Source organism: Kitasatospora sp. NPDC092948, assembly GCF_044754805.1.
Lineage (GTDB): Bacteria > Actinomycetota > Actinomycetes > Streptomycetales > Streptomycetaceae > Kitasatospora.
On sequence record NZ_JBIVPU010000004.1, the window covers coordinates 491,205 to 512,079 of the forward strand.

The 20,875-nt window shown below is 70.8% G+C and carries 22 protein-coding genes; 12 read left to right on the top strand and 10 right to left on the bottom strand.

What is annotated here, in order from left to right; translation table 11 throughout:
- Positions 1 to 9 precede the first annotated feature (9 nt).
- Entirely contained in the window at positions 10 to 210 is a 201-nt protein-coding gene (locus ACIQF6_RS15830) for a hypothetical protein (protein ID WP_400894796.1), read from the top strand.
- A gap of 18 nt (positions 211 to 228) precedes the next feature.
- On the opposite strand, the gene ACIQF6_RS15835 is transcribed toward ACIQF6_RS15830, so the two are convergent.
- Both ACIQF6_RS15835 and ACIQF6_RS15840 read right to left on the bottom strand, forming a co-directional pair.
- Positions 229 to 921 (bottom strand): class I SAM-dependent methyltransferase, encoded by a 693-nt coding sequence (locus tag ACIQF6_RS15835; RefSeq protein WP_400894798.1) that lies wholly within the window; start codon positions 919 to 921, stop codon positions 229 to 231.
- A 203-nt stretch (positions 922 to 1,124) separates the two neighbouring features.
- Entirely contained in the window at positions 1,125 to 1,724 is a 600-nt protein-coding gene (locus tag ACIQF6_RS15840; protein WP_400894800.1) for a DUF3043 domain-containing protein, read from the bottom strand.
- Between the two features lie 219 nt (positions 1,725 to 1,943).
- Here ACIQF6_RS15840 and ACIQF6_RS15845 point away from each other — a divergent pair, with 219 nt between their 5' ends.
- Positions 1,944 to 2,717 (top strand): PspA/IM30 family protein, encoded by a 774-nt coding sequence (locus ACIQF6_RS15845; protein ID WP_035861856.1) that lies wholly within the window; start codon positions 1,944 to 1,946, stop codon positions 2,715 to 2,717.
- Positions 2,718 to 2,748: 31 nt separating this feature from the next.
- Positions 2,749 to 3,042: a hypothetical protein gene (locus tag ACIQF6_RS15850; protein WP_400894803.1), complete on the top strand. Its 294-nt coding sequence runs from the start codon at positions 2,749 to 2,751 to the stop codon at positions 3,040 to 3,042.
- 78 nt (positions 3,043 to 3,120) lie between these two features.
- Here the strand turns inward: ACIQF6_RS15850 and nadA are convergent, their stop codons facing one another.
- Positions 3,121 to 4,302 (bottom strand): quinolinate synthase NadA, encoded by a 1,182-nt coding sequence (nadA, locus tag ACIQF6_RS15855; RefSeq protein WP_400894805.1) that lies wholly within the window; start codon positions 4,300 to 4,302, stop codon positions 3,121 to 3,123.
- Between the two features lie 185 nt (positions 4,303 to 4,487).
- Between nadA and ACIQF6_RS15860 the strand changes: the two genes are divergently transcribed.
- The 3 genes from ACIQF6_RS15860 to ACIQF6_RS15870 all read left to right on the top strand — a co-directional run bounded on the left by ACIQF6_RS15860 (position 4,488) and on the right by ACIQF6_RS15870 (position 7,494).
- Entirely contained in the window at positions 4,488 to 5,414 is a 927-nt protein-coding gene (locus tag ACIQF6_RS15860; RefSeq protein ID WP_400894807.1) for an NADP-dependent oxidoreductase, read from the top strand.
- 102 nt (positions 5,415 to 5,516) lie between these two features.
- Positions 5,517 to 5,990, top strand: coding sequence for an Lrp/AsnC family transcriptional regulator (locus ACIQF6_RS15865; protein ID WP_400294885.1), 474 nt, complete (start codon positions 5,517 to 5,519; stop codon positions 5,988 to 5,990).
- A 136-nt stretch (positions 5,991 to 6,126) separates the two neighbouring features.
- Complete coding sequence (locus ACIQF6_RS15870; RefSeq protein ID WP_400894809.1) at positions 6,127 to 7,494, top strand: pyridoxal phosphate-dependent decarboxylase family protein; 1,368 nt, start codon at positions 6,127 to 6,129, stop codon at positions 7,492 to 7,494.
- A 25-nt stretch (positions 7,495 to 7,519) separates the two neighbouring features.
- Here the strand turns inward: ACIQF6_RS15870 and ACIQF6_RS15875 are convergent, their stop codons facing one another.
- Positions 7,520 to 8,401 carry a GNAT family N-acetyltransferase gene (locus tag ACIQF6_RS15875; RefSeq protein ID WP_400894811.1) on the bottom strand — a complete coding sequence of 294 codons (882 nt, stop codon included), beginning with the start codon at positions 8,399 to 8,401 and terminating at the stop codon, positions 7,520 to 7,522.
- Positions 8,402 to 8,606: 205 nt separating this feature from the next.
- Here ACIQF6_RS15875 and erpA point away from each other — a divergent pair, with 205 nt between their 5' ends.
- Positions 8,607 to 8,960, top strand: coding sequence for an iron-sulfur cluster insertion protein ErpA (gene erpA / locus ACIQF6_RS15880; protein ID WP_043913549.1), 354 nt, complete (start codon positions 8,607 to 8,609; stop codon positions 8,958 to 8,960).
- Positions 8,961 to 9,029: 69 nt separating this feature from the next.
- On the opposite strand, the gene ACIQF6_RS15885 is transcribed toward erpA, so the two are convergent.
- The gene (locus ACIQF6_RS15885; protein ID WP_400894814.1) at positions 9,030 to 9,644 is read right to left on the bottom strand and encodes a hypothetical protein; all 615 of its coding nucleotides are present in this window, start codon (positions 9,642 to 9,644) and stop codon (positions 9,030 to 9,032) included.
- 87 nt (positions 9,645 to 9,731) lie between these two features.
- On the bottom strand, positions 9,732 to 9,947 hold the full coding sequence (locus ACIQF6_RS15890; RefSeq protein ID WP_400894816.1) for a hypothetical protein: 216 nt from the start codon (positions 9,945 to 9,947) through the stop codon (positions 9,732 to 9,734).
- Between the two features lie 204 nt (positions 9,948 to 10,151).
- On the opposite strand from ACIQF6_RS15890, the gene ACIQF6_RS15895 reads away from it, so the two are divergent.
- Positions 10,152 to 11,123 (top strand): carbohydrate kinase family protein, encoded by a 972-nt coding sequence (locus tag ACIQF6_RS15895; RefSeq protein ID WP_400894818.1) that lies wholly within the window; start codon positions 10,152 to 10,154, stop codon positions 11,121 to 11,123.
- Between the two features lie 203 nt (positions 11,124 to 11,326).
- Here the strand turns inward: ACIQF6_RS15895 and ACIQF6_RS15900 are convergent, their stop codons facing one another.
- The gene (locus tag ACIQF6_RS15900; RefSeq protein ID WP_400894820.1) at positions 11,327 to 12,718 is read right to left on the bottom strand and encodes a cysteine desulfurase/sulfurtransferase TusA family protein; all 1,392 of its coding nucleotides are present in this window, start codon (positions 12,716 to 12,718) and stop codon (positions 11,327 to 11,329) included.
- 353 nt (positions 12,719 to 13,071) lie between these two features.
- On the opposite strand from ACIQF6_RS15900, the gene coxB reads away from it, so the two are divergent.
- The 4 genes from coxB to ACIQF6_RS15920 all read left to right on the top strand — a co-directional run bounded on the left by coxB (position 13,072) and on the right by ACIQF6_RS15920 (position 17,553).
- The gene (gene coxB / locus ACIQF6_RS15905) at positions 13,072 to 13,932 is read left to right on the top strand and encodes a cytochrome c oxidase subunit II (protein WP_400894822.1); all 861 of its coding nucleotides are present in this window, start codon (positions 13,072 to 13,074) and stop codon (positions 13,930 to 13,932) included.
- Positions 13,929 to 15,704, top strand: a complete 1,776-nt coding sequence (ctaD, locus tag ACIQF6_RS15910) for a cytochrome c oxidase subunit I (RefSeq protein WP_400894824.1) — start codon at positions 13,929 to 13,931, stop codon at positions 15,702 to 15,704. The genes coxB and ctaD overlap by 4 nt, the downstream gene beginning before the upstream one ends.
- Complete coding sequence (locus ACIQF6_RS15915; protein ID WP_400894826.1) at positions 15,701 to 16,117, top strand: cytochrome c oxidase subunit 4; 417 nt, start codon at positions 15,701 to 15,703, stop codon at positions 16,115 to 16,117. Before ctaD ends, ACIQF6_RS15915 begins: the two co-directional genes overlap by 4 nt.
- Before the next feature lie 173 nt (positions 16,118 to 16,290).
- Positions 16,291 to 17,553: an Ig-like domain-containing protein gene (locus ACIQF6_RS15920; RefSeq protein WP_400894828.1), complete on the top strand. Its 1,263-nt coding sequence runs from the start codon at positions 16,291 to 16,293 to the stop codon at positions 17,551 to 17,553.
- A gap of 117 nt (positions 17,554 to 17,670) precedes the next feature.
- Here the strand turns inward: ACIQF6_RS15920 and ACIQF6_RS15925 are convergent, their stop codons facing one another.
- The 3 genes from ACIQF6_RS15925 to ACIQF6_RS15935 all read right to left on the bottom strand — a co-directional run bounded on the left by ACIQF6_RS15925 (position 17,671) and on the right by ACIQF6_RS15935 (position 20,870).
- On the bottom strand, positions 17,671 to 18,036 hold the full coding sequence (locus tag ACIQF6_RS15925; RefSeq protein WP_400894830.1) for a GntR family transcriptional regulator: 366 nt from the start codon (positions 18,034 to 18,036) through the stop codon (positions 17,671 to 17,673).
- 120 nt (positions 18,037 to 18,156) lie between these two features.
- On the bottom strand, positions 18,157 to 19,818 hold the full coding sequence (locus tag ACIQF6_RS15930; protein WP_400894832.1) for a cytochrome bc complex cytochrome b subunit: 1,662 nt from the start codon (positions 19,816 to 19,818) through the stop codon (positions 18,157 to 18,159).
- Positions 19,815 to 20,870 (bottom strand): Rieske 2Fe-2S domain-containing protein, encoded by a 1,056-nt coding sequence (locus tag ACIQF6_RS15935; protein WP_400894834.1) that lies wholly within the window; start codon positions 20,868 to 20,870, stop codon positions 19,815 to 19,817. The genes ACIQF6_RS15930 and ACIQF6_RS15935 overlap by 4 nt, the downstream gene beginning before the upstream one ends.
- Between the last annotated feature and the right edge of the window lie 5 nt (positions 20,871 to 20,875).

The following is a 20,875-nucleotide window of genomic DNA, read 5'->3' on the forward strand; positions in this document are numbered from 1 at the left end:
GAGCCCGGCATGGTGTGGACCTGGCGGTACGAGAAGAGCGACGGCACCGTGGTGAACCCGGCCGGCGACGCCGAGGAGTTCTCCAGCCAGGGAGACGCCGAGACCTGGATCGGCGAGGAGTGGAAGACGCTGCTGGACGACGGCGTCGACCGGGTGGTGCTGGTCGAGGACGGCCGCGACATCTACCCGATGAGCCTGCACGAGGGCTGACGCCCCGTCACCGGCCCGTCATTTCCCGGCGATCACGTGCAGCAGCGCGGCGACGTGCCGGTACGGGTCCTGCTTGCCGGCCCGTTCCTCGGAGTCCAGCAGCTGGCCGAGCTGACGGCCGTCCACCGGGGCGGCCTCGTCCGGCATGGTGTCGGTGAACACCCGCACCCCGTACCAGTGGCGCACGGGGACGGAGAACCCGGCGAGGGTGGTGGAGAGTTCGGCGAGCCGGTCGGCGCGGGCGGGCAGGCCGAGGCGGTTGGTGTAGCGGGTGGTGTCGAAGGCTTCCTGGCAGGCCCGCCAGTCGCCGGTCAGCCCGGCCCGCATGGCCAGCGCGTCGCCGTTGCGGACCAGCAGCGAGAGCAGCCCGCCGGAGGCCAGGATGCGGGCCACCGAGGCCAGCATCGGGTCCGGGTCGGGCAGGTACATCAGGGTGCCGTGGCAGAGCACCAGGTCGAAGCTGCGCGGCCCGAACCAGCGGCCGACCTGGTGGCCGTCGCCGGTGAGCAGCTGGACCCGCTCGCGGACCTCGGGCGGTTCGTCGGCCAGCGCCCGATGGGCGACGGCGAGGGTGCTCGGGTCCGGGTCGATGCCGGTGACGTAGTGCCCGGCGCGGGCCAGGCGCAGCGCCTGGGTGCCCTCGGCGCAGCCGACGTCCAGCACCCGTAGCGCGGTGCCGCCGGTGAGCTGTTCGGCGAGCTGCCGGGTCACGAGTTCCTGGCGGACCAGGTTGTGCAGTCCGCCGTGCCGCTCCAGCCATTCGCCGGCCCCGCTGTGGTACGGGCCGCCGCGGGCCGGCAGCCGCCCGTGCCGGCCGCGCGGCGCCCCGTACTGGGCGGGGATCCCCGGTGTGCCGAAGGCCCCGACCGGCTGCTGCGCCGGCGGGGCCCAGTACGGCGGAACGGCTTCCGCGGTCAGGGCCGCTCGCCCCGCTTGACCATCGGCTTGGGCAGGCGCAGCCGGCGCATCTGCAGGGTGCGCATGATGCCGTACATCACGGCGCCGCGGGTGTCCCCGTTCGGGAAGCGCTCGGCGAGGGCCTTGCGCAGCGCGAAGCCGATCCGGACGAAGTCGAGGATGACGACCACGAAGAAGACCATGAACAGCAGCGTGGAGAGCACCTGCAGGTAGCCGATCTTGGTGATGCTGAGCACCAGCACCACGACGGCGTACGGCAGGAAGAACTCGGCCGCGGCCCAGCGGGAGTCGATGAAGTCGCGGACGAAGCGCTTGACCGGACCCTTGTCGCGCGGCGGCAGGGCGCGCTCGTCGCCCTCCAGCAGCGCGGTGCGCTGCTTCTCCCGCTCGGCGCGCATCCGCTCGCGGGCCTGGCGGGCGGCCTCCTTGCGGTCCTTGGGAACGGAGACCCGGGTCTTCCGGTGGGCCTCGGCCTCACTGCGCTTGGGCGTGGGCCGGCCCTTCGGGGCCTGCGGGTCGCGGGGCGCGCGCTCGTCCTCCTTCGTCATGGTGACGGCGGAGGAGGCGGCGGAGTCTTCAGAGCGGCGTCGAAACACACTCCCAGCGTACGGGTTGACCGGCGGCTTTCCGGCCCGACCCCGGACGCGAACCGATATCGATCGTGAGGACGATGCCGAACGGCCGTGTGCTGTAGCAGCATTGTTGCTGGCTGGTGGACTGCGCCGGGGAGCCCGTCGCGCATACACTCGACCTGTCACGAGACGCAAACCCAGGCCCGAAGAAGGGGGCTATCGAGGCCCATGAGCGACGGAATCATGAAGCGTATGGGGCTGATCTTCCGCTCCAAGGCGAACAAGGCCTTGGACCGGGCGGAGGACCCGCGCGAAACGCTCGACTACTCCTACCAGAAGCAGCTGGAACTGCTGCAGAAGGTGCGCAGGGGCGTCGCCGACGTGGCCACCTCCCGCAAGCGCCTGGAGCTCCAGCTGACCCAGCTGCAGCAGCAGTCCTCCAAGTACGAGGACCAGGGCCGCAAGGCGCTGTCGCTCGGCCGCGAGGACCTGGCGCGCGAGGCGCTCAGCCGCAAGGCCAACCTGCAGTCCCAGATCACCGACCTGGAGACGCAGTACCAGGCCCTGCAGGCCGAGGAGGAGAAGCTCACGCTCGCCTCCCAGCGTCTCCAGGCCAAGGTGGACGCCTTCCGCACCAAGAAGGAGACCATCAAGGCGACCTACACCGCCGCCCAGGCGCAGACCCGGATCGCGGAGTCCTTCTCCGGCATCTCGGAGGAGATGGGCGACGTCGGCCTGGCGATCCAGCGGGCCGAGGACAAGACCGCGCAGATGCAGGCCCGGGCGGGCGCGATCGACGAGCTGCTGGCTTCCGGCGCGCTCGACGACGCCAGCGGCCTGGGTCGCAAGGACGACATCGAGGCCGAGCTGGAGCGGGTGGCCGGCGGCAGCGACGTCGAGCTGGAGCTGGCCCGGATGAAGGCCGAGCTGACCGGTGGCACTCCGGCGTCCCAGCCACAGGCGATCGAGCAGGGGAAGAACGACACCCCGCCGCCCACCATCAACTACCAGAAGTAACTAGGCCCGCGAGCAGGGGAGACGTACCAGCATGATCATGCGGGTCTTGGGTGAGGGGCAGTTCGAGGTCGCCGAGGGTGACCTGAACCGGCTGAACCAGCTGGACGACGATCTGCTCCAGGCCGTCGAGGCGGGCGACGAGGAGGCCTTCAAGGCCGCGCTCGGCAACCTGCTGGCGGCCGTCCGGGAGGTCGGTACTCCGGTGCCGGCGGAGTCGTTGGAGCCGTCGGACCTGATCCTGCCGGACGCCGAGGCGTCCCTGGAGCAGGTCCGCGAGCTGCTGCGCGCCGAGGGTGACGGTCTGATCCCGGGCATCCCGGAGTAGTTCGGGCGCCGTTCGTGACGAGAGGGCGGGCACCCCCGGTGGGGTGCCCGCCCTCTCGTGTGCCTGGCCGGCGAATCGTTACGGCAGGGCGAGCATGCGGTCCAGCGCGGCCTTGGCGTACTTCTCGGTCTCCGCGTCCACCGTGATCACGTTCGGGACCCGGCCCTCGGCGAGCGACTCCAGCGCCCACACCAGGTGCGGCAGGTCGATCCGGTTCATGGTGGAGCAGAAGCACACCGTGCGGTCGAGGAAGACGACCTCCTTGTCCGGGTGCGCCTTGGCCAGGCGGCGGACCAGGTTCAGCTCGGTGCCGATGGCCCACTTGGAGCCGGGCTCGGCGGCGTCCAGCGCCTTGATGATGTACTCGGTCGAGCCGACCTGGTCGGCGGCGACGACCACCTCGTGCCGGCACTCGGGGTGCACCAGGACGTTGACGCCGGGGATCCGCTCGCGCACCTCGTCGACCGAGTCCAGGCTGAACCGGCCGTGCACCGAGCAGTGGCCGCGCCAGAGGATCATCTTCGCGTTCCGCAGCTGCTCGGCGGTCAGGCCGCCGTTCGGCTTGTGCGGGTTGTAGAGGACGCAGTCCTCCAGCGAGAAGCCCATCTCCAGCACCGCGGTGTTGCGGCCCAGGTGCTGGTCCGGCAGGAACAGCACCTTCTGTCCCTGCTCGAAGGCCCACTCCAGCGCGCGCTTGGCGTTGGAGGAGGTGCAGATGGTGCCGCCGTGCTTGCCGGTGAAGGCCTTGATGTCGGCGGAGGAGTTCATGTACGAGACCGGCACGGTGACGTCCGCGACGCCCGCGTCGGTGAGCACGTCCCAGCACTCGGCGACCTGCTCGGCGGTGGCCATGTCGGCCATCGAGCAGCCCGCGGCGAGGTCCGGCAGGACGACCTGCTGGCGCTCGGAGGTGAGGATGTCGGCGGACTCGGCCATGAAGTGCACGCCGCAGAAGACGATGTACTCGGCCTCCGGACGGGCCGCGGCGTCCCGGGCCAGCTTGAAGGAGTCGCCGGTGACGTCCGCGAACTCGATGACCTCGTCGCGCTGGTAGTGGTGGCCCAGGATGAAGACCCGGTCGCCGAGCTTCTCCTTGGCGGCGCGGGCGCGCGCCACCAGGTCCGGGTCGGAGGCGGCGGGCAGGTCGCCGGGGCACTCCACGCCGCGCTCGCTGTTCGGGTCGGCCTCGCGGCCGAGCAGCAGCAGGGCGAGCGGCGAGGGAGTGGGGTCGACGCCGTGCGTCTCGGTGGTGGTGGTCACGGGCGGCTGCCCTCCTGGTGCGGCCGGATCGTTCCCGACACAGCCTTCTCGTCTATCTGACGCTATCTATGATAACCGGTTGTCGTCAGCCTGACGATGGCCATTCTGTCGATGTGACGAGAACCGCTCACCGGGATGGATGCTTCCGGCGCGAGAACCCGCCGTACCCCCGGTTGGCTGGACCCATGAAGGCAATCGCGATCAACCACTACGGCGGCCCCGAAGCGGTCGAGTACACCGAACTCCCGGACCCCAAGGTCGGCCCCGACTCCGTCCTCGTCCGCACCCGCGCGGTCGGCGTCAACCCCGTCGACTGGAAGATCCGCGAAGGACACCTCGACGGCATCCTCGACGCGTGCTTCCCGATGATCATGGGCTTCGACCTGGCCGGCGTGGTCCAGGCCGTCGGCGGCGGCGTCACCGAGTTCGGGCCCGGCGACGAGGTGATCGGCTACGTCCGCAAGGACGTCCTCGGGTACGGCACCTACGCCGAACTCGTCGCCGCCCCCGTCCGCACCCTGGCCCGCAAACCCGCGGCCCTCGACTGGGCCCAGGCCGGCGGCCTGCCCACCGCCGGGCTCACCGCACAGCAGGCGCTGGTGAACGCCCTCCGGCTGCGCCGCGGCGAGACCGTGCTGATCCACGCCGCGGCCGGCGGCGTCGGCTCGCTCGCCGTGCAGGTCGCTACCGCGCTCGGCGCCCGGGTGATCGGCACCGCCGGGCCGCACAACCACACCTTCCTGCGCGGCCTCGGCGCCGAACCCGTCGAGTACGGCCAGGGCCTGGCCGAACGCGTCCGCGCACTCGCCCCCGACGGGGTGGACGCGGTGCTCGACCTGGTCGGCGGCGACGCCCTCGACGTCTCCACCGACCTGGTCAAGGACCCGGCCCGGATCGCCTCCGCCGTCGACTACCGGGTCAGCGGACTCGGCGGCCACTACATCTGGACCCGCCCCGACCCCGACGACCTGGCCGCCGTCGCCCGGCTCGCCGACGACGGGCTGCTCACCGTCCCGGTCGCCTCCACCTTCCCGCTCGGCCAGGCCGCCTCCGCCCAGGCCCTGAACGCCGAAGGGCGCACCCGCGGCAAGATCGTCCTGCTGGTGGACTGAACGGGCGCCCGGCGTCGGCGAGAATGGGCCCCGCAGAGTCCGCCCCTGTGCGGGGGCCGCGGCTCGCCCCACCCTCACCCGCACCACCCGTGGAGCCCCGCCATGAGCACCCACCGGCCGCCCGACCTCGGCCAGGCGGTGACCGGACAGGCCCTGGACGACACCGACCGCCTGCTGCTGGAGCACCTCAGCCGCGACGGCCGCGCCTCCTACGCCGAGATCGGGCTGCTCACCAACCTGTCCGCCACCGCCGTCCGCCGCCGGATCGACCGGCTGCGGGCGCGCGGCGTCGTCCGCGGCTTCACCGTGGTGCTCGACCCCGCGCTGCTCGGCTGGGGCACCGAGGCGTTCGTCGAGGTCTACTGCCGCCCCCGCACCTCGCCCGAGGAACTGCTCGCCTCGCTGCGGCAGTTCCCCGAGGTCGCCGCCGCCTGGACGGTCACCGGCGACCCCGACGCGCTGGTCCACCTGCGGGCCGCCGACACCCGGCACCTGGAAGCCGTCATCGAACGCATCCGCAAGGAACCCGGCGTCCAGCGCAGCCGATCCTCAGTGGTGCTCTCCCAACTCATCTGACGCAGGAATCCTGCGTCACACCCCCGGAACACGCACGAAACCGGCCCTGACCGGCCCCGTTCCGACGCGCGCCCGCACCGCGCCGCTGCCTACGCTGATCATGACCCCACGCACCGCAGCAGCGAAGAGGACACCCGTGTACGCAGCCCCCGACCGCATGCACAAGCCGGACAGCGAGCTCGTCGACCTGGTCTTCGACTACATGCGCGAACGGCTGCAGTACGACCCCGTCCCGCTCGACCACCCCGGCGACGGCGGCCACCTGCGGGAGGCTCTCACCGGGCTGCTGAACGACCACGGCAACAACCCCGCCGACGTGCTCAAGCTGTACGACCACGAGCTGTCCCGCGCCGTCATCTCCGCCGACAGCCCGCGCTACCTGTCCTTCATCCCGTGCGCCCCCACCAAGGCCGCGCTGCTGTTCGACATGGTGGTCTCCTGCGCCTCCCTGCAGGGCATCTCCTGGCTGGAGGCGGCCGGCGCGATCGCCGCCGAGAACCAGGTGCTGCGGCTGATAGCGGACCGGGCCGGACTGCCCGCCACGGCCGGCGGCGTCTTCGTCTCCGGCGGCTCGGCCGGCAACCTGTCCGCCCTGGTGGTCGCCCGCGACACCGCCCGCCGCCGCCTCGGCGTCGGTCCCGAGGCCCGGCTGCGGATCGCCGTCGCCGACCAGGTGCACTCCTCGGTCAAGAACACCTTCAACATCATCGGCGTCGAGGCCTTCCCCGTCCCCGCCGTCGACCGCCGCCTCACCGGCGCCGCCCTGCGCGCCGCCCTCGCCGCCGACCCGCACCCCGAGACCGTCATCGCCGTGGTCGGCACCGCCGGCACCACCAACGAAGGCATCATCGACGACCTCGCCGGCATCGCCGAGGTCGCCCGCGAACGCGGCCTCTGGTTCCACGTCGACGGCGCGTACGGCGGCGCCGGCCTGTTCGCCCCCTCGGTGCGCGAGCGCTACAACGGCATCGAGCACGCCGACTCCTTCGTGGTCGACCCGCACAAATGGCTGTTCGCCCCGTTCGACTGCGCCGCGCTGCTCTACCGCGACCCGCGACTGGCCCGCGCCGTGCACACCCAGGACGCCGGCTACCTGGACGTCCTGCACACCGAGGGCGACGAGTGGAACCCCACCGACTACGCCTACCACCTCACCCGGCGCGCCCGCGGCCTCCCGCTCTGGTTCTCGCTCGCCGTGCACGGCGTCCAGGCCTACACCGACGCCATCGAGGCCGGCCTGCGGCTGGCCCGGGACACCGCGCAGCTGATCCGCGACACCGAGCACCTCGAACTGCTCCACGACCCGCAGCTGTCCGCGGTCTGCTTCCGCCGCACCGGCTGGACCCACGACGACTACTACCGCTGGTCCCGCCGGCTGCTCGCCGACCAGGTCGGCTTCGTCACCCCCACCGGCTGGGACGGCGAGACCGTCGCCCGGTTCGCCTTCCTGCACCCCGGCACCACCATGGAGATGGTCCAGGAGATCCTCGACACCATGCGGTGACGCGCCCGCGCGGCACGGACGGCGGCTACAGGTAGCCGCCGTTCGGCACGTACGGGGCCGGCGGGCGCATTCCGCGGACCGCCAGGTAGCCGCGGGTGGTCAGCGACAGGCCCAGCTCCAGGCCCACGTCCACCGCCCACTCCTGCTCCGCCGTCAGGAACGACACGTCCGCGTCGACGCCCTCCGGCACCCGGGCCAGCGCCTCCCGCAGCAGCCGGGTGGCGATCCGCTTCGAGGTCGCGGCCACCAACTGGACGGTGCCGCCGTCCCGGTAGCAGTAGCCGGTGCCGGCCAGGGTGTCCGCGATCAGCAGCTCCTCGAAGTGCGCCAGCATGAACCGGTGGTCCGGGCCGTGCGCCGCACCGCGCAGCCGCCGGTCCACCGAGTCCAGCAGGTGCAGGTGCGAGGCGTTCCCGGCGTGCACCGGAATGTCCCCCGGGTCCAGCAGCCGCTCCCGGTCCACCGGGCCGCTCAGCCGCATCGTCGGGTGCAGCGTGAACCCGGCCGCCCGGTAGCGGCGGGCCGCCGCCGGCGACGGCGAGGCGCACAGCATCCCGCGCAGACAGCCCCGCCCGTACGCGGCGGCCCGCTCCAGCAGCAGCCGGCCCACCCCCTGGCCCTGCGCCTCGGGCAGCACCACGAACAGCGCCAGCACCCACACGCCCTCACGGCGCAGCGACAGCGCCGCCCCCACCGGCTCGCCGTCCCGCTCGGCGATCCAGCACCCCTGCGGGTCGGTCACGGCCAGGTGCCGCGAGCGGGCGAGTCGACGGATCCGGGCCTGCTCGTTCTCCGGCGCCGGCACGTCCCCCGGGGGACGGCCGTCCAACTCGCGGAACGCCGCCCGGGAGACCCGGTTCACCGCTTCGGCGTCCGCCGCGGTGTCCTTCAGCTGACGAATGATCACCGTCACATCCTGCTGGGCCCGGACCGCGGGCGGTAGCGGTTTGCCCAAGCGGGCGGTGCCCGGCCGTGCGCGGTTGTGCGAGCATGGGGTACGTGGGGGAGTGGGCGACGAAAATGTCCCCCGAACGCACCACCTTCCGGAAATGAATCCGGGAGGCCGCTGGTTGGCACTGGCGGATCACAGTCGTCACAGACCGGGAGTAAGCATGACCGTCCAGGACGAGACCACCGTCGAGAGTGGCATCCTCCTCACCGATGCCGCCGCGGCCAAGGTCAAGGGCCTGCTGGAGCAGGAGGGCCGCGAGGACCTGTCGCTGCGCGTCGCCGTGCAGCCCGGCGGCTGCTCGGGCCTGCGCTACCAGCTGTTCTTCGACGAGCGTTCGCTGGACGGCGACGTCGTCAAGGACTTCAACGGTGTCAAGGTCGTCACCGACCGGATGAGCGCCCCGTACCTGGGCGGCGCCACCGTCGACTTCGTCGACACCATCGAGAAGCAGGGCTTCACCATCGACAACCCGAACGCCACCGGCTCCTGCGCCTGCGGCGACTCGTTCAGCTGAGCCTCACAGACGGCGCGAACGAAGAGGGCGGCTCCCCGGCAGGGGAGCCGCCCTCGGGGCTTTCCGGGATCAGCGCGGGCCGCCGACACCCGCCCCGGCGCTCTGCGGCGGCACCTGGTCGCCGGTCGCGGTGTCCACCACGCCGCCACTGTTCATCGGGCGGGTCAGGGTGACCGTCGCCTGCTGCTCCTTGATCACCTGCGGGCAGGCCTGGCCCGGCTCGGCGGTCCTGGTGACCACGATCCGCAGCTTCACGGTGGGCGGGGTGTCCTCCTCCAGCCGCACGCCGTACTTGTCGCACACCCCGGCGAGGTAGAACACCGTCAACTGGGTGGGGCTGTCCTGCCGGTAACCCGTCACGGGGATCTTCACCGCGGTCGGCGGGTGCTCGCCGACGGCGATCCCCGGGCTGGTCGGCGAGGGCTGCGCGCCCGGGCCGGCACCGGCGCCGGTTCCGGTACTGGCTGCCGGGGACGGGGTGGCGGACGGGGAGTCCGGCGCGGCGGTGCCCGGGGCGGGGGGCGCGTCGGTGCCGACGGTCGGGCTCGGGGCGGCCGGGCTCGTCGAACCGGAACTGCCGCACGCGGTCAGCAGCCCGGCGGCGAGGGACGCGGCGGCCAGGGCCAGGGCGGTCCGGCGCAGGTGCGAGGGCTTGGCGGAGACGGCTGCGGTCCTGACGTCCATGATCTGCGTTCCTCCCGAGGGTCCGGCGGTGCCGCCGGGGAGCGGCACCGCGCGGATTTGACGTGCCCGGGAGGAAACCGGTTCCCGCTACTCGCCGAACTCGGCCATCCCCGCCACCACTCGACGGGCCTCGACCGGCACCCGGACGCCCAGCGTCCTCGGCACCGACCGCACCGGGCCCGGCCCGGTGGCCGGCCAGAACCGGCCCAGCCTGCGCGAATCGTCCAACAGCTCGGCCAGCGACTCCGCATCGGCGTCGTCCGGGCCGACCGGCAGCCGGCGGGGGGAGTGATCAATCACCATGCGGTACTCAGCTCCGATCGCCGCGCCGCGGCCACGCTGCCGCGGACTGGACGGGGGCCGCGTCCGGCCCCCGTACTCGCGACCCTAGGACGCCCGGAGCCCCGGGGACAGGCCTACCCATCGGTAGTACCGGATCGGGCGGGTACCTTAGGTGGGTTGTTGTCCGCTGCTCCGGCCACGGCCGGGCCGCCCGAGGAGAACCCCGTGCGCATCGCCGTCGCCGGCTCGATCGCCACCGACCACCTGACGACCTTCCCCGGACGCTTCTCCGACCAGTTGGTCGCCGAGCAGCTGCACACGGTGTCGCTGTCCTTCCTGGTCGACACCCTGGACATCCGGCGCGGCGGCGTCGGCCCGAACATCGCCTTCGGCATGGGCGTGCTCGGCCTGCGTCCGATCCTGGTCGGCGCGGCCGGCGCCGACTTCACCGAGTACCGCAGCTGGCTCGACCGGCACGGCGTGGACACCGACTCCGTGCACATCTCGGAGACCCGGCACACCGCCCGGTTCATGTGCACCACCGACCTCGACCACAACCAGATCGCGTCCTTCTACACCGGCGCGATGGCCGAGGCCCGCAACATCGAGCTGAAGCCGATCGCCGACCGGATCGGCGGCCTCGACCTGGTCCTGATCGGCGCGGACGACCCCGCCGCGATGGTGCGGCACACCCAGGAGTGCCGCACCCGCGGCTACGCGTTCGCCGCCGACCCCTCCCAGCAGCTCGCCCGCCTGGAGGGCGAGGACATCCGGGAGATCGTCGACGGCGCGGCCTACCTGTTCACCAACGAGTACGAGGCCGCGCTGATCGAGTCCAAGACCGGCTGGTCCTCGGACGAGATCCTGCGTCGCGTCGGCACCCGCGTCACCACCCTCGGCCCGAAGGGCGTGCGCATCCAGCGCGACGGCGAGCCCGACATCGTGGTCGGCTGCCCCGCCGAAGAGCGCAAGGCCGACCCCACCGGCGTCGGCGACGGCTTCCGGGCCGGCTTCCTGGCGGGCCTGTCCTGGGGCCTCGGCCTGGAGCGCGCCGCCCAGGTCGGCTGCATGCTCGCCACCCTGGTCATCGAGACCGTCGGCACCCAGGAGTACGAGCTGCGCCACGGGCACTTCCTGGAGCGCTTCGAGGCGGCGTACGGGGCGGACGCGGCAGCCGAGGTCCGCGCGCAGCTTTAATCCTGCCGGGGCGCGGGGCCTTGGGTCGGAACGGGTACCCGAAACGACCTGACGCTCTGCGCCCCGTGGCCCGCCGGCAGACATGGCCTCGCCGTTCCCCGAGCCCCTGGCGGGGCTCCCGCGGTTCGCGGAGGACCTGGCTGGCTGGGCTTCCGTCGTTCGCCGTGGACCTGGCGGGGCTTCCGTCGTTCGCCGAGGCGCGGTTAGGCCTCTCCCTTCACAACGAGATACGCCGTGCCGCAGTCCGCGCCGTACTCCGTGGCCGGGGTCTCGCCCGCGTAGGTGTGGCCGCACATCTCGCACCAGGCGGGGATGTCGTGGCGGGCCGCTTCGTCGTCGGAGAGGACGGCGATGCGGCCGCCGGGGGCGATCTCGGGGATGCGCTTGGCGAGTTCGATGATCGGCAGGGGGCAGCGCTTGCCGAGGGTGTCGAGGACCAGGGCGTCGGTGGTGGGGCCGGCGGGGGCGGGGAGGTCGAGGCCGAGCGGGGCGCGGATCTCGGCGACCAGGCCCGGGAGGACGTCGAGGAAGCGTTCCACGTCCGCGGCGGCGGTGCCCGGGGGGAGCGAGACGCGGACGTTGCCTTCGGTGAGGACGCCCATCGCGGCCAGCACGTGGCTGGGCGTCAGCGTGCTGGAGGTGCAGGAGGAGCCGGAGTTGACGGCGAAGCCGGCCCGGTCGAGTTCGCCGAGCAGCACCTCGCCGTCCACGTACAGGCAGGAGAAGGTGACCAGGTGGGGGAGCCGGAGCTCCGGGTGGCCGACCACCTCCACCGACGGGATCAGCTGCGGGACGCGATGCCGGATCCGTTCGACCAGGGCGTGCAGCCGGGCGTTCTCGGCCTCGGCCTCGGCCCGGACGGCGCGCAGCGAGGCGGCGGCGGCCACGATCGCGGGGACGTTGACGTAGCCGGGCACCCGGCCGTTCTCCCGGTCGTCGGCGGGCAGCGGCGAGACGTACCGGACACCCTTGCGGACCGCCAGCACGCCGACGCCGGCCGGGCCGCCCCACTTGTGGGCGCTGGCCGTCAGCACCGACCAGCCGTCGGGCGCCGGCAGCCGGCCGGCGCTCTGCGCGGCGTCCACCAGCAGCGGGACGTCGCCGCCGAGCGCGGCGGTCTCGGCGACCGGCTGCAGGGTGCCGACCTCGTGGTTGGCGGACTGCAGGACGGCGAGCGCGGTGTCGGGACGCAGCGCGGCGGCGAACTCGGCGGCGTCCACCCGGCCGTGACGGTCGACCGGGACGGCGGTGGTGCTGCCGCCGTCGGCCTCCCAGCGTTCGGCGGTGTGCAGGACGGCGGAGTGCTCGACCGCGGAGTGCACCAGGTGGGCGCCGCGCCGGCGGTTGCCGCGCAGTGCGCCGAGGATGCCCAACTGGACGGCCTGGGTGCCGGATGCGGTGAAGACGATCTCGTCGGCCCGGGCTCCGAGGGCCTCGGCGACGGTCTCCCGGGCGGCGTCGAGCAGCATCCGGGCCTGTCGGCCGGAGCGGTGCAGCCGGGCCGGGTCGGCCCAGCCCTCGTCGAGGGCGGCGAGCAGCGCCTGCCGGGCGACGGGGTGCGGCGGAGCGGTGGAGGCGGCGTCGAAGTAGGGCACGGGGCCACCGTAGACGACGCCCCTTACGGGGGGATTCCTCCCGGCCTGCGGGGGAGCCGACGGCCCGTCACCCGCGTGTCGCAGTGCGGTCGCCCGTTCGGTCGTGAGAGGGTCGGAAGTCCGCCATGACCTGCGACTCCGTCCGTTCTGGCGAGGTGCTTCACTCCTCGGGGGCTGATCGGGTAGCCGGGCGGCGCGTTAGCGGGGGCTGCCCGTGAGCGCCGCATAAGGATGGAGTAGCGTTTGGCCCGCATAAGCATTCAAACCGTGCCCGTGGCCGGACCGCAGGAGAGACCAGACAACGGACTCTCCATGGTGGTGCGTTCGCGGGCGAGACTTCGGGAAGGCGCTACGTGAGTCCCAACGGCTCCGACCGCTCGCCGCGGCGCACGATGCGGCGGAAGCTGCCTCAGGCGCTGGCACTGGGCCTCGTCATCGCGACCGCCACCGGCTGCTCGGCCAACGACCTGCCCAGGCTTGGCCTCCCCAGTCCCGTCACCAAGGAAGGCCCGCTGGTCCTTCACATGTGGCAGGGCTCGTGGATCGCGGCTCTGGTTGTTGGTGCATTGATGTGGGGTCTGATCCTCTGGAGCGTGATTTTCCACCGGCGCAGCCGCACCAAGGTGGAGATCCCTGCTCAGACCCGGTACAACGTGCCCATCGAGGCGCTGTACACCGCGGTCCCCCTCGTCATCGTCTCGGTGCTGTTCTACTTCGTCGCGCGCGACGAAGCCACCCTGACGAAGGTCTCCGAGAAGCCCCAGCACACCATCAACGTGGTGGGCTTCCAGTGGAGTTGGGCGTTCAACTACGAGAACAGCGAGATCCCCGACCCGTCGAGCACCACGGCGGCGTACGAGGTCGGCAGCACCAAGGAGGCTCCGACCCTCTACCTGCCGATCAACGAGTCGGTGAAGTTCAAGCTGACCTCGAACGACGTCATCCACGACTTCTGGCCCGTCAACTTCATGATGAAGATGGACGTCGTGCCCGGTGTGGTCAACGAGTTCGAGGTGACCCCGACCGCGTACGGCACTTTCCGTGGCAAGTGCGCCGAGCTCTGCGGCGTCGACCACTCGCGGATGCTCTTCAACGTGAAGGTCGTCTCGCACGACGAGTACGAGGCGCACCTGAAGGAACTCCGCGACAAGGGCCAGGCCGGCGCGGTTCCCGCAGGCATCCTCCCCACCACGGGAAGTAGTGAAGTGAAGTGACCATCCTCAACGAGCCCGCCGCGGCCGGTGGGGCAGCCGGGGCAGTCACCTCCGGGACCCCGCGCGTGCGCAAGCCGGGCAACGCGATCATCAAGTGGCTCACCACCACTGACCACAAGACGATCGGCACGATGTACCTGGCGACCTCGTTCGCCTTCTTCCTGATCGGTGGCGTGCTCGCCCTGGTCATGCGCGCCGAGCTCGCCCGGCCGGGTACGCAGATCCTGTCGAACGAGCAGTTCAACCAGGCGTTCACCATGCATGGCACGATCATGCTGCTGATGTTCGCCACCCCGCTGTTCGCGGGCTTCGCCAACTGGATCATGCCGCTCCAGATCGGCGCCCCGGACGTCGCGTTCCCGCGTCTGAACATGTTCGCCTACTGGCTGTACCTGTTCGGCTCGATCATCGCGGTGGCGGGCTTCCTCACCCCGCAGGGCGCCGCCGACTTCGGTTGGTTCGCCTACTCGCCGCTGTCGGACGCGGTCCGCTCGCCGGGCATCGGCGCCGACATGTGGATCATGGGTCTGGCCTTCTCCGGCTTCGGCACGATCCTCGGTGCGGTCAACTTCATCACCACCATCATCTGCATGCGCGCCCCCGGCATGACGATGTTCCGGATGTCGATCTTCGTCTGGAACGTCCTGCTGACCGCCGTGCTGATCCTGCTGGCCTTCCCGGTGCTGGCCGCCGCGCTGTTCGCCCTGGAGGCGGACCGCAAGTTCGGGGCCCATGTCTTCGACCCGACCAACGGTGGCGCCATGCTGTGGCAACACCTGTTCTGGTTCTTCGGTCACCCCGAGGTCTACATCATCGCGCTGCCGTTCTTCGGCATCGTCTCCGAGATCATCCCGGTGTTCAGCCGCAAGCCGATGTTCGGCTACTCCGGCCTGATCGCCGCGACCATCGCCATCGCCGGCCTCTCGGTGACGGTGTGGGCGCACCACATGTACGTGACCGGCCAGGTCCTGCTGCCGTTCTTCTCGTTCATGACCTTCCTGATCGCGGTCCCGACCGGTGTGAAGTTCTTCAACTGGGTCGGCACCATGTGGAAGGGCTCGCTGAGCTTCGAGACACCGATGCTCTGGACGATCGGCTTCCTGGTCACCTTCCTGTTCGGTGGTCTGACGGGCGTGCTGCTCGCCTCCCCGCCGATCGACTTCCACGTCTCGGACTCGTACTTCGTCGTCGCGCACTTCCACTACGTGGTCTTCGGCACCGTCGTCTTCGCGATGTTCGCCGGCTTCCACTTCTGGTGGCCGAAGATGACCGGCAAGATGCTGGACGAGCGCCTCGGCAAGATCACCTTCTGGACGCTGTTCTTCGGCTTCCACACCACCTTCCTGGTCCAGCACTGGCTCGGCGCGGAGGGCATGCCCCGCCGCTACGCCGACTACCTGGCCTCGGACGGCTTCACCACGCTGAACACGGTCTCGACCATCGGCTCGTTCCTGCTGGGCCTGTCGATGCTGCCGTTCCTCTACAACGTGTGGAAGACCGCCAAGTACGGCGAGAAGGTCAACACCGACGACCCGTGGGGCTACGGCCGCTCGCTGGAGTGGGCGACCTCCTGCCCGCCGCCGCGGCACAACTTCACCACGCTGCCGCGTGTCCGCTCGGAGTCCCCGGCGTTCGACCTGCACCACCCGGAGATCGCCGCGCTGGACTACCTCGAGAACCACGGTGAGACGGCGAAGCACTTCGAGGGTGTCACGCCCGCGCAGTACGACCGTCCGTCCCTGGGCAAGGGCAAGGAGGGCGACGCCCGATGAAGGAACAGGGAAAGATCTTCGCGGGTCTGGCCGTCTTCACGCTGGCCATCGCCATCACGTACTTCGTGTGGACCACCAAGTCGGACCACGGCCTGGAGGCCGCCGGCACGACCGCGCTGTTCCTGGCCTTCGGCCTGTGCGCCTTCATCGGCTTCTACCTGGCGTTCACCGCCAAGCGGGTGGACACCGGTGCGGGTGACAACCCCGAGGCCGAGGTCTCGGACGACGCCGGCGAGCTGGGCTTCTTCGCCCCGCACAGCTGGCAGCCGCTCTCCCTGGCGGTCGGTGGCGCGCTGGCCTTCCTGGGCGTCATCTTCGGCTGGTGGCTGCTGTTCTGGTCGCTGCCGATCCTGATGATCGGTCTGTTCGGCTGGGTCTTCGAGTTCTACCGCGGCGAGAACCAGAACCAGTAAGGGTTCCGGATCGCGCAAGCCGTACGGCGGGCCGGGTACTCCCCTCGGGGAGTGCCCGGCCCGTTGTCGTTGGGGACCGCGCTCCGAATTTCCCCCGCGCGGGTTACCCGGAGTGCCTCCGGGGTGACGCCTTCCTACGCTTCGAGGCAGGTTCCAACCCCTGGGAGGTTCCGTTGAAGGGCTCTCGGATAGTCAGTACCCGGACCACGCTGGCCGCCCTGCTGGTGATCACACCCGCAGCGGCCTGTTCCACCAGCGGCTCCGGCAAGGACTCGCCCCACCAGGTCGACGTGGCACAGCTGATCCACACGTCGGCGACGGGGGCGAAGGCCGATCCCACCAAGGCGTTCAGCATCAGTACGGACGGCCCCGCCAAGCTCGGCGAGGTCACCGTCACCGGCCCCGACGGAAAGCCCGTCGCCGGACAGCTCGCCGCCGACCAGCAGCACTGGCAGACCACCGACCCGCTCCGGGCCGGCGCCGGATACACCGTCAAGGTCACCGCCGACGACGGCAAGGGCGGCCACGGCGAGGCCGACTCCAGCTTCACCACCGCGCCCGCGCAGCACGTGATAGGCGCCGATCTCGGCCCGGACAGCTCCGGCAGCGGCGTCTACGGCGTCGGCCAGCCGCTCACCGTGAAGCTCTCCGAGAAGGTCACCGACCCGGCGGCCCGGAAGCAGATAGAGAACGGCCTGACCGTCACCTCGCAGCCCGCCGTGACCGGCGCCTGGTACTGGGTCGACGACCAGAACCTGCACTTCCGGCCGGAGGACTACTGGCCGGCCAACGCCACCGTGAAGCTCGCCTACGACCTGCCCGGCATCCGGGTCGCCGACGGGATCTACGGCGGCGAGGAGAAGACCCTGGCGCTGCGGACCGGCGACCGGATCGAGGCGGTGATCGACGCCGGCAGCGACGAGCTGACGTACAAGCGCAACGGCGAGGTGGTCCGCACCATCCCGGTCACCACCGGCAAGCCCGGCTTCGACACCCGCAACGGCGTCAAGGTCGTGCTCGGCCAGGAGGCCTCGGTCCGGATGAGCGGCGAGACGATCGGCATACCCGACGGCAGCAGCGAGTCCTACGACCTGGACGTGAAGTGGGCGACCCGGGTCACCTGGAGCGGCGAGTACGTCCATGCGGCGCCCTGGTCGACCTGGGCGCAGGGCCGGGAGAACGTCAGCCACGGCTGCACCGGCATGAGCACCGACGACGCGAAGTGGTTCTTCGAGAACACCCGGGTCGGCGACCTCGTGCAGGTGGTCAACAGCCTCGGCCACGACATGGAGCCGTTCGGCAACGGCTTCGGCGACTGGAACATCGACTGGGACGACTACGTGAAGCACAGCGCGCTCGGCAAGCCGGTGAGCACGGCGGGGCCGGACGAGGTGAAGAACCCGGCACCGAGCCCGGAGGCCGAGGAGCAGCAGTAGCGGCGCCGGCGACGAGGTCCGCCCGGCAGGAGCCCAGCGCTCCCGCCGGGCGGACCTCGCTGTGCGGGCGTCGGCGGTGCGGCGGCCGGTGGTGTGCCGGGCGGCGCCGTGCGGGCGTCAGCGGTGTGCGGCGTCCAGCGCGGCCAGGACGGCGGCCAGCGCCTCGTCGCGGGTGAGGCCGAGGCGGGTGGTGCGGGCGGCGTACTCGGTGGCGGCGTCGGCCGCCAGGCGGTGCGAGGTGTCGCCGGTGGGGGCGATGGTGGTGCCGGCCCGGCCGCGGGTCTCGACCACGCCGTCCGCCTCCAGCTCCCGGTAGGCGCGGGCCACCGTGTTGGCGGCCAGGCCGAGTTGCTCGGCCAGCGCGCGGACGGTGGGGAGCTTCAGCCCGATCGGGAGTTCACCCGTGCGGGCCTGGGCCGCGATCTGCGAGCGCACCTGCTCGTAGGGCGGCGTGGAGGAGTGAGGGTCGATCGCCACGTGCACCCGGCCAACATAACAGGGCGCCGGGCCGGTGCCGGAGAAATATGCCAGAACCCGGAAACATGCCAGAACCCCCACCGGCCGGGGCCGATGGGGGTTCTGACGTGGCGTGACAGCTAGGGATCAGTGGTGGCCGTGGCCGCTGGTGATCTCCAGGTACTCCTCGGAGGTGGGCTTGGCGATCTGGTTGCCCTCGCCGTAGAAGCCCTCGGAGAGCTTCGTCCGGGTCTTGGCGACCACGCCGGCCTTGCGGGCGACGCCGTTCTCGTCGGTCTCGGCGGGCAGCTCCAGCGGCTGGGGCTGCTCGTGCGAGGTGAGGGTGTGCAGGTCCTTCTGCGACAGCGGCGTGTGGACCTCGACGAACTCACCGTGCGGCAGGCGCTTGATGATGCCCGACTCGCGGCCGTGCAGCACCTTGTCCTTGTCGCGGCGCTGCAGGCCGAGGCACCAGCGCTTGGCGACGAAGAAGGTGATGACCGGCACCACGAAGAAGCCGACCCGGACCATGTAGGTGATCGTGTTGATCGACATGTGCAGGTGAGTGGCGAACAGGTCGTTGCCACCGCCGACCAGCAGGACCACGTACAGCGAGATCCAGGCGGCGCCGAGCGCGGTGCGGACCGGGGCGTTGCGCGGGCGGTCCAGGATGTGGTGCTCGCGCTTGTCGCCGGTGACCCAGGACTCGATGAACGGGTAGACCGCGATCGCGACCAGGACCAGCGGGAAGAGCATCAGCGGGATGAACACGCCCAGGTTCAGGGTGTGGCCGCCCCAGACGGAGATCTCCCAGCCCGGCATGAAGCGGATCAGGCCTTCGGCGAAGCCCATGTACCAGTCGGGCTGGGCGTCGGTCGACACCTGGTCCGGACGGTACGGGCCGTACGCCCACACCGGGTTGATGGTGGCGATCGCGGAGATCGCCGCGATGAGACCGAACACCAGGAAGAAGAAGCCACCGGCCTTGGCCATGTAGACCGGCATCAGCGGCATGCCGACGACGTTCTTCTCGGTCTTGCCCGGGCCCGCCCACTGGGTGTGCTTGTGGTAGAAGACCAGGATCAGGTGCGCGACCAGCAGGCCCAGCATGATGCCCGGGATGAGCAGCACGTGGATGGTGAAGAAGCGCGGGATGATGTCGGTGCCCGGGAACTCGCCGCCGAACAGGAACATCTGGATGTAGGTGCCGACGATCGGCACCGCCAGGATCGCGCCTTCCATGAAGCGGATACCGGTGCCCGACAGCAGGTCGTCCGGCAGCGAGTAGCCGAAGAAGCCGTCGAAGAAGCCCAGGCAGAGCAGCAGGAAGCCGAACAGCCAGTTGATCTCACGGGGCTTGCGGAACGCGCCGGTGAAGAAGACGCGCATCATGTGCACGAACATCGCGGCGACGAAGACCAGCGCGGCCCAGTGGTGGATCTGGCGGATCAGCAGACCGCCGCGGATCTCGAAGCTGATGTCCACCGTCGAGGCGTACGCCTCCGACATCCGGATGCCGTTCAGCGGCAGGTAGGAACCGTGGTAAACGGTCTCCGCCATGCTCGGCTTGAAGAACATCGTCAGGTAGACACCCGTGAGGATGATGATGATGAAGCTGTAGAGGCAGATCTCGCCCAGCATGAAGGACCAGTGGTCCGGGAAGATCTTCCGCAGGTTGGCCTTGGCCAGGGAGTAGATCCCCAGCCGGCCGTCGACCCAGTCCGCAGTCGCCTCGGCCTTGTTGGCGGGCTTGGCGCGCGTGCTGGCCGGCTTGGAGGCACCGCTGTTGGTGCCGCTCGCGGTGCTCATCGCTTGCGCTCCCAGTAACTCGGGCCGACGGGCTCGTCGAAGTCGCCGGTGGCGACCAGGAAGCCCTGCTCATCGGTGGTGATCTTCAGCTGGGGCAGCGGGTGGCCGGCCGGGCCGAAGATGACGCGAGCGCCGTCCGCCAGGTCGAAGGTCGACTGGTGGCAGGGGCAGAGCGCGTGGTGGGTCTGCTGCTCGTACAGCGAGATCGGGCAACCGACGTGGGTGCAGATCTTCGAGTAGGCGAGGATGCCCTCGAAGCCCAGGTCGCGGGACTTGGCGTCCTTGATGTTCTCCGGAGCGATCCGGACCAGCATCAGGGCGTCCTTGGCGATGCGCTGCTGGAAGTCCTCGTCCGTCTCCTCCAGGCCGTGCGGCTTGGCGAAGGTCAGCGAGCCCTGGATGATGTCCTCGGGCTTCATCGGCTGGTCGGTGTTCATGTTGACCAGCTGGATCGGCTGCGCGGCGGTGGCCTCTTCCCAGCCGGTGTGCAGGAGCTTCTTCTCCGGCAGCGGGCCGAGGTCGCGCAGCAGCACCACACCGGACAGCGGCACCAGGGCCATCGAGCCGATCAGGGTGTTGCGGATCATCTTGCGACGGCCGAAGCCGGACTCCGCGGCACCGGTCTTGAACTGCTCGATGACGTCGTTGCGGACCTCGTCCGAGGCCTCGATCGGGTGACGCTCGGCCGGCAGCTCGTGGTCCGACATCAGGGTGCGGGCCCAGTGGACCGCGCCCGCGCCGATGCAGAACAGCGCCACGCCGAGGGTCATGCCCAGGGCGAAGTTGAGGGCGCTGACCTTGCCCAGCGGGAAGATGTAGACCAGCTTGTCGGCGTCGATCGACGCGTAGGACGCGATGAAGCCGACGGTCGCCAGCATCGACACCACGAACATCAGCGACACCTGGCGCTCGGCCCGCTTGGCGGCCCGCTCGTCGATGTCGGTCCGACGCGGTTCGTGGGCCGGCAGGCCCGGGTCGGCGAACGGGTCGTCGTGGGTGACGACCTCAGCGCCGTGGGAGGCGTCGTGAGCCTCCGGCAGGTTCTCTGACATGTCGT